Origin of the sequence: Vibrio hyugaensis (assembly GCF_002906655.1) — a bacterium.
Lineage (GTDB): Bacteria > Pseudomonadota > Gammaproteobacteria > Enterobacterales > Vibrionaceae > Vibrio > Vibrio hyugaensis.
This window is the reverse complement of record NZ_CP025794.1, coordinates 1,995,617-2,009,204: the sequence shown is the minus strand read 5'-3', so window position 1 is coordinate 2,009,204 and position 13,588 is coordinate 1,995,617. Positions and strand designations below refer to the sequence as shown.

10 protein-coding genes and 1 pseudogene are annotated in these 13,588 nt (G+C 44.5%); 8 read left to right on the top strand and 3 right to left on the bottom strand.

From position 1 onward, the window contains the following. Positions 1-47: 47 nt before the first annotated feature. A complete protein-coding gene (locus C1S74_RS09945; RefSeq protein ID WP_045399414.1) occupies positions 48-2,651 on the bottom strand; it encodes a TonB-dependent receptor plug domain-containing protein in 2,604 nt (867 codons plus the stop codon). A gap of 820 nt (positions 2,652-3,471) precedes the next feature. On the opposite strand from C1S74_RS09945, the gene C1S74_RS09935 reads away from it, so the two are divergent. The 8 genes from C1S74_RS09935 (at position 3,472) to C1S74_RS09900 (ending at position 11,410) form a co-directional block, all read left to right on the top strand. Further along, complete coding sequence (locus C1S74_RS09935; protein ID WP_005434432.1) at positions 3,472-4,497, top strand: ABC transporter permease subunit; 1,026 nt, start codon at positions 3,472-3,474, stop codon at positions 4,495-4,497. 1 nt (position 4,498) lies between these two features. Continuing rightward, positions 4,499-5,542 carry an ABC transporter permease gene (locus C1S74_RS09930; protein WP_038870110.1) on the top strand — a complete coding sequence of 348 codons (1,044 nt, stop codon included), beginning with the start codon at positions 4,499-4,501 and terminating at the stop codon, positions 5,540-5,542. A gap of 37 nt (positions 5,543-5,579) precedes the next feature. Continuing rightward, positions 5,580-7,406, top strand: coding sequence for an extracellular solute-binding protein (locus tag C1S74_RS09925; RefSeq protein ID WP_045399413.1), 1,827 nt, complete (start codon positions 5,580-5,582; stop codon positions 7,404-7,406). A 9-nt stretch (positions 7,407-7,415) separates the two neighbouring features. Next, the gene (locus tag C1S74_RS09920) at positions 7,416-8,273 is read left to right on the top strand and encodes an ABC transporter ATP-binding protein (protein WP_050568419.1); all 858 of its coding nucleotides are present in this window, start codon (positions 7,416-7,418) and stop codon (positions 8,271-8,273) included. Between the two features lie 36 nt (positions 8,274-8,309). Then, on the top strand, positions 8,310-9,149 hold the full coding sequence (locus C1S74_RS09915) for an ABC transporter ATP-binding protein (protein ID WP_080774273.1): 840 nt from the start codon (positions 8,310-8,312) through the stop codon (positions 9,147-9,149). A 141-nt stretch (positions 9,150-9,290) separates the two neighbouring features. Continuing rightward, positions 9,291-9,716, top strand: a complete 426-nt coding sequence (locus C1S74_RS09910) for a phosphate-starvation-inducible protein PsiE (protein WP_038870113.1) — start codon at positions 9,291-9,293, stop codon at positions 9,714-9,716. Between the two features lie 166 nt (positions 9,717-9,882). After that, positions 9,883-10,257 carry a hypothetical protein gene (locus C1S74_RS09905; RefSeq protein WP_038870114.1) on the top strand — a complete coding sequence of 125 codons (375 nt, stop codon included), beginning with the start codon at positions 9,883-9,885 and terminating at the stop codon, positions 10,255-10,257. 199 nt (positions 10,258-10,456) lie between these two features. After that, entirely contained in the window at positions 10,457-11,410 is a 954-nt protein-coding gene (locus C1S74_RS09900; protein WP_045399411.1) for a DMT family transporter, read from the top strand. Positions 11,411-11,464: 54 nt separating this feature from the next. Here C1S74_RS09900 and C1S74_RS09895 read toward each other — a convergent pair whose 3' ends face one another. After that, a complete protein-coding gene (locus tag C1S74_RS09895; RefSeq protein ID WP_045399410.1) occupies positions 11,465-11,941 on the bottom strand; it encodes a hypothetical protein in 477 nt (158 codons plus the stop codon). A gap of 186 nt (positions 11,942-12,127) precedes the next feature. Continuing rightward, positions 12,128-13,545 (bottom strand): annotated as a pseudogene (locus C1S74_RS09890) (winged helix-turn-helix domain-containing protein). Between the last annotated feature and the right edge of the window lie 43 nt (positions 13,546-13,588).

Sequence of the window (13,588 nt, the reverse complement as noted above, 5' to 3'; positions counted from 1 at the left end):
GTCAGTCGAATAGGGCGCAGGAAAAGTTCCTGCGCCAAAGTTTTTAATTAAAAGTTTTGAGAGTAGTTAACGAAGAATACACGGCCTTGAATGCTGTACAGTTCATCGTTGTATGTAACGCCATCTGCTTCAAATGCTGGATCTTCGTCAGTTAGGTTACGTACACCTGCTGTTAGTTTTGCATCCCAAGGTGCCATGTAGTTGTAGGCTACGTTGAACGTTGTGTAGCTTGGGATCTTGCCGGTCTTATTGTAGTTCTTATCTACGTCTTGTGCTTGAGAGGCAATGTGATCAGCCGATAGGTAAATATCGTGGTCGCTCAAGACATTGAAGCCAACACCCGTTTGGAAACGGTACTCAGGTAGACCGTTGCGGCCTACTTTGTTGTTTGTTGGACCATCTACGTACTCAGGGCTGCTGTAATCTAGTACGTAAGTACCACCAAAGTCGTAACGTACAGTCGCTACATCGAAGTCATACAAGTAGTTCACTTTTAAGTCGATGCCTGATGTTTCAAGGTCGCCGATGTTTGATAGTGGAACCGTTGCGTGTGTGATGCTGCCTGCTGAATCACGAGTGATGTTTGAGTTTGGTTGACCGCTGCTACGCTCTTGGTCAATCATACTCTGTAGTGTGTTCATCACGATCGTATCTTCAATACGGATGTTGTAGTAATCCGCAGTTAACGCTAGATCTTCGATTGGCGAGTAGCTTACGCCGAAGTTAAATGACGTTGATGTCTCAGCATCTAGATCTTCATTTGATGTACGCGTTGTTGTGTACTGTTTCTCAGGACAATCTGCGTCAGAGATGCCTTGGTCTTCACAGTAAACATAGTCTTTTGCGAAATCATTTGATTCGCTATCCGCACCGTAAAGGTTGCTTAAAGAAGGAGCGCGGAAGCCCATACCTGCACCAGCTCGGAACATTAAGTTATCAAGTGGTTGGTAACGGAATGATGCTTTTGGTGAAACGGCACTACCAAAATCGCTGTAGTGGTCGTAGCGTAACGCTACGTTCATCTCTAGCTCATCAGTGAAAGCGATCAAGGATTCTGCAAAGAGAGCGTATGTTTGGCGATCACCAGCCGCTGAGTTACCAGCGCTACCAATGATATTACCTGCTTCACTTTGTGAATCGTATTGGTCAAAGTAGTCATACGTTGTTGCTTCAGCACCAATGTATAGTGGAATGGTTACATCACCGATATCTGCTAGGTCGAACTGTAAACCACCATTGATCTGGTGCATTTCCATTTGCGATTCACGTGCAGTTGTCGCGGCCAAATCTTTAGTCGCATCAGCACTAAATTCGCCATCTACGAATTCACCAGAGTTAGCAAGTGCTTCTGCAGGTGAACGTAGAACATAACCAGTACCGCGCTCGTTACTGTTTGAGTAGTTTAGGTGGTAGCCAGTTTCCCAAATTACCTCACCGAACCCGTCAGTATAGAAAGAGCCGTCTAGGCCTGCTTTCATATCCGCTTGGAAATCCGTAACGTTTGTGTCACGCGTACCTACGTTCGTGAAACGGTAGTAAACACTTGCCGGGCCCTTAGATGGGTCCAAGCCGTTTTCTGTAAAGAAATCAGCGCCGCCTGAAGTTGATGGATCAACTTCAAAGTAACCTGCCGCTGGGGCAAAACGACCGAAACTTTCGTTACGGCTTAAAAGCATTTGTGCGTTAAAGGTCGTTGTATCTGATAGGAAAATATTACCATTTACAAAAACTGTATTTCGTTCAAGAGAAGCGGTTTGAGCTGCCTCTGAGGTGTAGTCGTAACCACACATAGGGCCAAGACCAGGGTATTCAGTAACACCCACGAAGCCTTTAGATGAGTCACACTTCGCATCAGTGTCATAACCGTTCAGAGGCTTTAGTTTGCCATCATGATATACGTTACGGCCATAAATACTTACGCCTGACATATCAAAGTAGTTATCTGAACCAGTATTCTTTGAGCTCAAGTAATCACGGTCTCTTTGGTAAATCTCACCTTTCGAATCATGTTCAAACGAAAAGTAAATATTACCTTTTTCTCCAGAAGTACCCGTTACGATAGAGAAGTTCTGTTCATCACCGCCTTCTTGCGAAGGAATGCCGCCACCAACGGTTACGTTAATGCCGTCGAACTCATCTTTTAGAATTACGTTTACAACACCTGCAACAGCATCTGAACCGTACACGGCAGAACCGCCGTCGGCCATAACTTCAACACGCTCAACGATAGCTGCAGGAATCACGTTTAAGTTTGCTGCGCCGCCACCCATGGTTGCAGAACCAGGTAGACGCTTACCGTTAATAAGAACAAGTGTTCGTGAAGCACCTAGGCCACGTAGCGACATTGTTGCTTGGCTCTGCCACGAGCTACCTGAACTTTCACTGTATGAACCGAAAGAGTTGAATGAAGATTTACGTAGTACATCAGCGATGGAGATATCACCGGCACGTTCAATTTCTGCACGGCCGATTACTGCTACTGGAGTGCTTCCTTCCATAGACGCACGTGTTAAACGTGAACCAGTAACTTTCATCTTTTGAAGTTTTTCAACTTGCTGCTCTTCTGCCTGTGCTGCTAGTGGGGCCACTGCCGCCGCCGTTCCCAGTGCAAGGCTGATCGCAACAGATAAAGCGGTTGTGTTTTTATACATCCTTGTTGCTCCGATTATTATTATTTCCTATGTATGGTCACTTAAAGACCAATTGTGACGTTAAGATTTCGTTAACGCTTGCCACATGTATACCTGAGGTGAAAAAAGGAAGTCAAACCAGTGGTAAACAGAGATAAGGAAATGTAAAAAAGATGTAAAATTCCAAAAGTGATGTAAATCACAGAATAAATGGCTGTGTTAGGAAGGGTGGGCGAGATCAAATGTTAATAAAACACCGTATTTTGTGTTTCTTGTAAAGACTAATGACTTATGTGGTCTTTGGTTTTTAACTAGGCGATTGGTACTGAAAATGGGTACTTATCTAGAGAATTATTCTGATTTGGTTTTTTTATGGAATGGTCTCTATGTTAACTCGATCGCAAGGGGTGGTATCAGAATATGATACCCACCATTATAAAAGGGCTCACTCGTATTTCAGGGTCAAATAGTAATGGGCGTTTTCGTCTAATTATTCTCTATATATGCATGTTTATATAGGGTTTTGGCTCTAAAGTGCCCAGATTGATATTCTGTATGAATTGGTTTTGTGGTTTTTTATAATTTTTTACAAAAACATTTCTATTTTTCGACCTCGAGGGAAGTTTGTCATGTTTTGGGTTCAAACACTTGAAGCTTCAGTGGATTCAAGATAAATATGACGCTGAAATTATTGCAGTAGTGGAAAAAACTGGCTTTTGAAATTCAGGGAGTGTGTTTCAACAGCTTTAGTTACTACGGGATAGAGATGCACCATTTTGGGCCGGATTCCTCCTCTCCAATTCCGCCTAATAATGGACAGTAGACAAGGAGCAAGTTGTATATGCTGTCGTACTTTTTACGCCGTTTGGCGTTGGTTATCCCAACGTTTCTCGGGATTACCATTCTTATCTTTGCTATCACGCGATTCGTACCTGGTGGTCCGGTTGAGCGCATGCTTTCTCAAATGCAAGCGCAAGGTGATGGCGCCGCGTCAATGACATCTGCTGGCGGTAATACCGCTCTCTCCGATGATCAAATCGCTGAGCTGAATGCGTTTTATGGCTTAGATAAACCAGTGATGGAAGCTTATGTTGAGTGGTTGAGTCGCTTGGTGACGCTTGATTTAGGTGAATCTACTCGTTATTACGAACCTGTGTCTGACATGATTGCAGAGCGCTTACCTGTTTCTTTGTTTTATGGCGGAATGACTTTTTTTATCAGTTATTTTATTTCGATTCCGCTCGGCTATTATAAAGCGCTTAAACACGGCTCCGTATTTGATTCCGCTTCTTCTATTCTCATCTTTGTCGGGTACGCACTACCCGGATACGTGGTTGGTGTCCTACTTATCACCTTGTTCAGTTATCACCTAGAGTGGTTCCCGATGGGAGGCTTTGTCGGAGACGACTTTGATGACTATGAAACCTTCTTTGAGCGCGCAAAAGACATCATGTGGCATGCGGTACTACCTCTTATCTGTTACCTGATTGGTGACTTCGCAACGCTAACGATGACAATGAAAAATAACCTGATGGAAAACTTGTCATCCGATTACATTCGTACTGCGATTGCAAAAGGTTTGCCATTTAAGAAAGCAGTACGCAAGCACGCGCTGCGCAATAGTTTGATTCCAATCGCCTCTCACTTTGGTAATTCATTGCTGTTCTTTATGACAGGTGCGTTCCTTATTGAAGTAATTTTCAATATTGATGGCATCGGCCTGCTTGGTTATGAGTCCATCATGGAGCGCGATTATCCTGTAGTTATGGGCATCGTAGCTATCAACGCGGTATTGCTACTGATCGGTAATATCATTTCGGATATCTGTGTTGCTTTAGTCGACCCACGTGTGAAGTTTGGAGCGTAATATGATTAAAGTTAGCCCATTAACTCAAAAGAAGTTCCGTCACTTTAAAGAAATCAAACGCGGTTATTGGTCATTTTTGATCTTATCAACCATGCTGATCCTTTCATTGTTTTCGGAGCTGTTGATCAACAGTAAGGCACTGGTCGTTAAGTACGATGGTAGTTTTTACTTTCCTGTCGTCAGTGATGTCCGCTTGGGTTCTGAGTTTGGCCAAGCTTCTTCTAGTGAAGCAGACTACCGAGAGCTACAAAAGGTATTCGAATTAGAAGGTGGCGATAACTTCGTTGTATTACCTATTGTACCTTGGAACCCATACGAGCAAGACTTTAGCGGTGATTTCCCACCGACAGCGCCAAGCGCGGAAGATAAGCACTACCTAGGCACTGATGTGATTGGCCGAGACATTTTAGCTCGATTGGTTTATGGCTTTCGAACGGCAATGGGCTTTGCGTTGCTAACCATGGCCATCTCGTATGCGATTGGTACTGCCGTGGGTTGTGCGATGGGCTTCTGGGGCGGAAAATTTGACTTATTTGTTCAGCGTTTGATCGAGGTCTGGTCAATGGTTCCGTTTTTGTACGTCATCATGATCCTCGTCTCGATAGTGCAACCAACCTTTACTCTGTTCGTCGGTATTAACGTACTCTTTGGGTGGATGGGGATGACTTGGTACATGCGTACCATGACCTATAAAGAGTCGGCTCGTGAATACGTAATGGCAGCACGTGCATTAGGTGCGTCAACCGGCCGTATCCTGTTCAACCACATCCTGCCAAATACCATGGTAATGATTGTGACGCTGGCACCATTTACTATCGCAGCGAACATCACAGCACTGACAGCACTAGATTACCTAGGCCTTGGCCTGATGCCTCCGACACCAAGTTGGGGTGAGTTATTGCAACAAGGTAAGTCGAACCTAGACTCGCCATGGATCGTTGCTTCTGTTGTTAGCTCTATCGTACTGGTGCTAGTGATGGTGACCTTTATTGGTGAAGCTATCCGAGCTGCATTCGACCCGAAAAAATTCACGCGCTACGTTTAAGTAAGCATTGTGAGCAAAACATAAAAAGGGAAGTTTTATGAAAAAATTATTATTAGCGTCAACGCTGAGCGCCCTGAGTTTTGGTGCGATGTCAGCAACGCTTCCGACTGACTTAAACTGGCAAACAAACTGGGATGAGCCTCAATATGGCTCTCCTGAAGCAAAACGTGGTGGTACCTTCCGAGCGTATATGTCGAGCTTTCCTCAGACTTTGCGTAGTGTTGGCCCCGATGCCAACTCAGGTTTGCGTTCTTATATCCTGGATGAAACACCGGGATTGGTTGTACGTCACCCTGATACTCTCGAATTTATTCCGGAGTTAGCTAATGAGTGGGCGTTAGCGGGTGATAACAAAACCGTTTATTTTAAACTGAACCCAGAAGCAAAATGGTCAGATGGTAAACCTGTCACTGCCGACGATTTTGTATTTATGCTGAAGTTCTATCGCTCGAAAGACATTCTTGAGCCATGGTATAACGATTACTATAACAAGACTGTCGAAGATGTGATTAAGTTCGATGATTTAACGTTCGCGGTTAAAGCCGCGAAAGAACTCAATCCTGAAGAGTTGTTGTTAAGAATGGGCGCACTGCGTCCTCGTCCTGCTCATTTCTATGCGAATCCAAAGAAAGATGAGAATGGTGATGGTATTCACGACAACTTTGTTCGCTATTACAACTTTAAGAGTGAACCAACCACGAGTGCTTACTACCTAGCGGATATCAAAAAAGGTAAAAGCGTTACCTTTAAACACGTAGGCGAAGACTGGTGGGGTTACTCGAACAAGTACTACCAAAACCGTTATAACGTCGACAAGATTCGCATCACCGTCATCCGTGATAACGATATTGCCAAGAAGCACTTTGAGAAAGGCAGTTTAGATGCATTTGGTCTGGTTCTACCAAGCCTATGGCATGACAAATCCAATACCGCACCTTACCAAAAAGGCTACATTCAGAAGTTCTGGGGTTACAACCAATACCCTGTAGGGGCTGGCGGTGTTTGGATGAATACTGCAATGCCATTATTGGATGATTTAAACATCCGCAAAGGCATTACTCACGCGATCGACTTTGATGGTATGATCGAAAACATCATGCGTGGTGACTACAGTCGTAAACCAAACCCAACAGGTTACGGCCACGGCAAATACACGTTGCCAGATGCTAAAGCTCCGAAATTTGACCCAGAAAAAGCGGCACAAGCGTTTGCTGCAGCGGGTTTTGATAAGATTGGTTCGGACGGTATCCGTATCAATGACAAAGGCCAACGTTTGAGCTTCGAATTGACGTACGCGACACCAGTACACACGCCTCGTATCGCCTTTGTGCGCGAACAGGCTAAATTGGCTGGTTTAGACATTGAGCTTAAGCTGATCGATGGCTCGTCGATGTTCAAATATGTGCGTGAGAAGAAACATGATTTAGCGTTCCTTGATATGGGCACTTCTGAGATACCAACCTATTGGGAATACTTCCACTCAGTGAACGCGAATAAGCCACAAACCAACTCGTTCACAAACTACAGCACGCCTGAACTTGATGCGAAGATCATCGATTATCGCTTCAATATGGACATGGACAAAAAGATCCAACTTGGTCATGAAATCCAGCGTGACATTATTGATGCGCACGTGATTGTTCCTGGTTATATGGTGCCTTACGTTCGTTATGGCCACTGGCGTTGGTTAAAGCTGCCAGAGAAGCCAATGAACCGCATGACGGAAGCACTGTTTAGCGGTGGCATCATTGGTGATGGCACTTACTGGATTGATACTGATGTGAAGAAAGAAACTCAGAAGGCGATGAAATCGGGTAAAATTTTTGAACCGGTTGTCGTCGTTGATGACACTTATAAGCTGTAAGGATGTGTTATGGAAAACGATGTAATCCTAAGTGTTAAAGATCTTGAGGTTGAATTCATTACGGATGATGGACCTGTCAAAGTACTGCATGGCGTGAACTTTGATGTTCGTGCTGGGCGTACCCTTGGTCTAGTTGGTGAGTCGGGCAGTGGTAAGAGTGTCACGTCGATGTCGATAATGGGTCTGTTGCCAAAACCATACGGTAATATCGTCAATGGTGAGGTCAATTACCGTGGTACAGACCTTGCCACATTACCAGCAGAAGAAATGTACGCCATGCGCGGCGACCGCATTTCTATTATTTTCCAAGACCCGATGACGGCTTTGAATCCCGTACATAGTATCGGGCGCCAACTGTGCGAAGTCTTGGAGTTGCACCGTCCTGAATTGGATAAGAGGCAAAGAGAGTCTTACGCGCTAGAAATGCTGGCTAAAGTAAAAATCCCTATGCCAGAAAAACGTCTGAATGAATACCCACACAACCTATCGGGTGGCATGCGTCAGCGTGTGATGATCGCGATGGCATTAGCGTGTAAACCAGACATTCTTATCTGTGATGAGCCAACCACAGCACTGGATGTAACCGTGCAGGCGTCTATTCTTGAACTAATGAATGAGCTTCAAGAAGAAACGGGCATGGCGATGATCTTCATTACTCATGATCTTGGTGTGGTTGCGGAAGTGTGTGATGACGTAGCCGTGATGTACGGTGGTCGTATTGTGGAAAAAGCCGAGATTTTCGAGCTGTTTGATAACCCACAGCACCCTTATACAGAACGTTTAATGGGTTTGATGCCGAGTTTAGATAACGAACCTAAACAGATGATCGATATTAAACCGATCGATGCCAGTATGTTTGCTAGCTAACTGGTGCAAAGTGAACAAGTCATAAAAGAGGATGTTATGGCAAAAGAAGTATTAAGAATTGAAGATCTTAAGCAGCACTTTGTATCAGGTAAAGGACTGTTTAAGAAAGGCTACACCATTAAAGCCGTTGATGGCGTGTCGTTATCAGTAGGTGAGGGTGAAACTCTTGGCCTAGTAGGTGAATCTGGCTGTGGTAAAAGTACCCTAGGTCGTACTATTTTGAAATTGTACGAGCCAACAGAAGGTAAGATTTTCTTTGAAGGCAAAGACATCACCAAATTGTCTGTGAAACAAATGCGCTCATTGCGTAAAGACATGCAAATTGTCTTTCAAGACCCGATGGAATCGCTCAACCAACGTCATACGATTGGAATGATTCTCGAAGAGCCGTACGTGATTCACAACATCGGTACGTCTTCAGAGCGTAAGCAGTGGGTGAAAGAGCTGTTGGTCAAAGTCGGTTTGCCAGAAACGGCAGTGAACCGTTATCCACATGAATTCTCTGGTGGTCAACGTCAGCGTATTGGTATTGCCCGTGCGATCGCCCTTAAACCGAAGTTGTTGATTTGTGATGAGTCAGTCTCTGCGTTAGATGTATCGGTTCAGGCTCAGATCTTGAATTTGTTACTGCAACTTCAGCAAGAGATGAATCTGGCCATTATCTTCATCTCTCATGATTTGTCTGTAGTGAAACACGTGTCCGATAAAGTGGCGGTGATGTACTTTGGCAAGGTGGTGGAAGCGGGCAACGCGAAAGAAATTTACGCGAACCCTCAAAATGACTACACCAAAAAACTTCTATCCGCGATTCCTATCACGCACCCTAAATATCGCAAGAAAAAGCGCGTGGCAGAAAAAAAGCAGCAAGTGGCGTAAAGTCACCTTCAAGGTAAAATGAAACGCTCCTATTAATTGGAGCGTTTTTTCTTTCTGCCGGTGAGGTTTGTCAGTTCAGCTTATTCAACTCCGCGTGCTACACTGCAAACTTACTCCTTTGATTTGTTTGGATAGTTGACCATGCCGTCGCATTTACCTAAATCATTCAGTCGTCCCTTTCTGAAAATCTTTCATCTGCTTGAAGCTGTGCTTTTGGTTGCCATTACTCTGGCGACTGTTTGGGCTATGGTCGAAGAGTTTGTCCATATTTACGTGCAAAAGCGTGTTGCACTCGATGATATCTTATTGATGTTCATCTATCTGGAAGTGCTTGCTATGGTTGGGCAGTTTGTGATGAACGGTAAGATACCAGTCCGTTACCCAATTTACATTGCCATGATGGCCATTGCTCGCTATATCACTCTCGGAATGAAAGAGCTCGACTCAGTGATGATAGTGTGGCTGTCTTTGGCCGCGTTTATTCTGGCTGCCGCTACTTTGGTTATTCGAGTCGGTCATCATTATTGGCCGTATATTGATAATCAAACCGCCGAAAAAGATGAATAATGTTAAGCCTCGCCAAGTGCGAGGCTTTGCTTTTGTGTGAAGGGGAATCACATCTACACGACTTTGGGGTAAAAAAGTGTAAAGTCATCTCAAGCACTATTGTTTCTTGTCTGTTTGACAGTTATCTTCACGCTATCCCGTATTCTCCTTTTTATGAGACATTGTGATGCTGATGAAAAGCACATCCACAATTTGCTTCCTGCTCTCTGCTTTGATGGCTTTTATGCTGTCGAGTGGCGTAGCTCGTGCAGAGGTCTCACCCGGTTACTCAGATAACACTCCCAATGCAGAAGTGATGCACTTTAGCTATTGTGATATCGAGTTTAATACCGTCAACAAGGAAGAACCGGGTTGTTGTGAACCGGGCGGAACATGCTTCGAAAAACAATGTTGTTCCCATGGTCATGCTTCGGGCACGGCAGTTGTCGAAACCCAGCAACGTTCATATGAGGCACCATATCGTCATGAGCTTGCGACTAGCCAAACTTCTATCTATACCAGTGCAGATATGCACTCTCACTATCGTCCTCCGATAGCTTAATTCCTATCTCGCAGCATATCGCTGCCAACAATGTCACTGCACGCATTACCGTGCGAATTTGTTACGCGTGTAAATAGCTTTTTATTTACACCGCCCTGTGATGGGAACTAAAAAATGAAAACCACTTTAATTGCTCGTAACGAGCGCTTTGCTGCGTATCTGCCAAACCTTGTTAATGCTCAACAAGCGGGAGGTCGTCATGACGTATAAGCATCTACCAATTATCTTGTTCGTGTCTGTGTGTTTGATTTGGGGCACCACGTGGTTTGCGATGGAAGTAGCGGTGCAAACTATTCCACCTATCTTTGCTACTGGACTGCGTTTTCTGATTGCCGCACCGCTATTAATCATGTTGGCGAAACACCTCAAACAGCCTCTGTTCTTCCCTAAAGGTAAAGTGTTCTGGATGTTCGTCGTTGCGATTTTCTATTTCGCGATTCCGTTTACCTTGATGATTTTTGGGGAACAATACATTTCATCGGGCCTTGCTTCGATCATCTTCGCCAATGTGCCGATAGCGGTGATGGTGACATCGAGTCTGTTTCTTGGGCTTAGGTTACGTAAATCCCAGATTGCCGGCCTTTTGGTCGCGGTTCTGAGCTTAATTCTGATTCTGGCGAAAGAAATGAGTCTAGGTGGAGAGGATTACCTGCTGGGCTTTCTCGCTCTAGGTGGGGCGGTTGCGATTCATGCAGTGATGTATGTGTTTGTTGAAAAGTTCTGTAAAGGCATTCCAGTACTGACTTACAACGCCTTTCCAAGCTTTGTTGCTTCTGTGCTGTTGTTTATCACCTCACTGATCGTCGAGCGACCAGATATTTCTCAGTTCTCGGTGGACTCGATTAGCGCTGTGATTTATCTCGGTATGTTTGCTAGCGTAGGTGGCATTGTGGCGTACTTTAAGCTTGGACAAGTGTCGACGCCGTTTACTGCCTCGATCTGTTTTCTGTTTTTCCCTTTGATTGCACTGAGTCTTTCAACATGGATTGCGGGTAACAGTTTGTCGTTGGTTTCTGTCGCTCTGTTGTTGCCATTACTTGGCGGTATTTTTGTGACTAAAGCTGAGCCTACTTTCTGGCAGCGTTTTCGCCTAAAATCTACAGAGCAAAAGCCTGTGCTATGTGAACATTGTATGAAGAACATCAATGCCTAAAACAGACTAAACGTCATGAAGAAGCCCCATTGGATTGGGGCTTTTGATGTGACTTTATTTACCTTGTTCGTTACGCAGATACATGATGGCAACCATGCTAAAGCCAATAAATTGCCATAGGTATTGCCCATCACTCGCACCCGTAATGGTTTGGGTGAAAGCCATACAACCCGTCACGAACAGAGATGCAAAAGCCGCACAGAGTAGCCACGGGCGCTCTTTACCTGCCATAAACTCGCCTGCCAGTACTGATCGAATTACCAATAAAAACGGTAAGCATTGCAAAGCGATGAGGATCGGGAACATCAAGTCAAACGTTGGGCTCAGCAGTGCATGACCGACTTGGCTTTTATCCCAAGTCCCAACGATATAGCCTTTCCAGCCTGCCCAAGTATCGCCTGCATAGGCAGTATCAGGCGTAATGATGCCAAGTAGCACGCCCATCACTTTATCGATAAAGCCATTTTTGAACCAAAAGACGAAAAGAAAGATCTGGATTGGAATGATCTGAAAAGCAAACTTCTTCAACATGTGTGTATCCCAAGAAATGAATGAATTGGTTTACAAGTATGTGGAAGGTAAGTTTCTTACGCTTGATGCAAGGCAAGCGAGTTGAACTCCAAACAAAAATCAAACATCCAGAATACCCATCAGCATTGGAGATGCCGACTTAGCAATAGGTGAGAGTAGCGGTTTTTCGTTCCGATTTATTTGAGGCTATTTGGCTGTTTGGAATAGGTTTGCTTTTTGTGAAGATTCAATAAGATCAAATAGTTGCCCGTTATGTTCTTTTTTCATCTCAGTATAGCGTTGGTAATTGTATTGCGAGCCTTTCGGGTTATCTGCGAGTTTGTCAGCCACGCTGAGTAAGTAAAAACTGATTGGACTTGGCGTGCTTTCTGCTGCGTAAAACAAGTATGGGAAGGCTTGATTAGGGTGCTGGTTGATAAGTAAAGCAAGCCCCAAAGTGAGGTTGGCAATATCACAACGTGGGTTCAGTTCGAACGCTTGCTTGGCTGAGTGAAGCGCTTGCTCTCGGTCTTCTTGTTTGTGCTCGCGTAAGTAAGCTAAAGATTCAGAGTAAGACAACAAAGCGCTGACCAAATAGCTGTCTCGCCCTTGCTGTTGAATCGTATTTAGCTGCTGAGCAATATCCGAAAAAGCGGGACCACCTTTACCTTGATAGAAAAGAGAAATCCCTTCAGAGATCACTTTCCAATCGTCATAGTTACTGATGGACGTCACGCGATGGCTAGCCACTTCGTAATCGGAACTCATTGGTGCAATGATGGCTTTGATTTCTAAAATCACATCGCCGATAGCATCGAAGAAGTTATCTTGGTTAAACGTCTTCTCTACCTTTTGGCTCTGGTTGGGTTGGTGGTTGTTTTGCACCAAGACGCTAAGCACATAATTGCCTTCTACTTTCTTAATCCAACTTTTGAGCTCAACACCATGGTTGGCAAGAGACTGCTTACTTTGTTTGGATAGCTGAGAATAGTGATAGCCGGATAGGTTTTTGGCTGAATTTAGCCCATAGAAGAGATAGTTATATACGCTTTCTGCCATTTCAAAGTTGCTGCTGGAATCGAGCGTAATATCATGAATATAAACGGGCACTACGTCACTGTGTTGTGCTGTTATCACCGTTGTTTCATCTGTGGTGTCACCATTTTTACTACCCAAGCCACAATAAGCCCAACCGTCAGGATTGCAGCTACAGCTAAAACCATACGTTTGTTTTTAGGCTTTGCGGTACGAGTAAGAGGAACCGCTTCTTCAGTGATAGGAGTGCGCGTTATGCTTGGCTCAGTCACTTCGATATCAAATAAGTAACCTTGCTTAGGAATGGTCTGAATGATGCGATACGGACGCGTTTTGTCCTGAAGCTGACTGCGCAGTAGACTAATGACTTGTCTCACCAAGTTGTCGGAAACTTGCGTCCTTTGCCAGACATCATCGGCGATTTGCTGGGTACTCAGTACTTTCCCACGATTCTCGATAAAGTAGCTCAGCAATCTTGCTTGCAATGGCTCTAAATGAACCTCCTCACCATCAATCATCAACTGATTTTTATTAGGATAGAAAGAAATAGGGGAGTCATGTTGCAGGACGAAGCAATGCGGACGAGTCATGGCGATTCAATGGTTTAGAAGTAACCACACAAGATTATTGGTT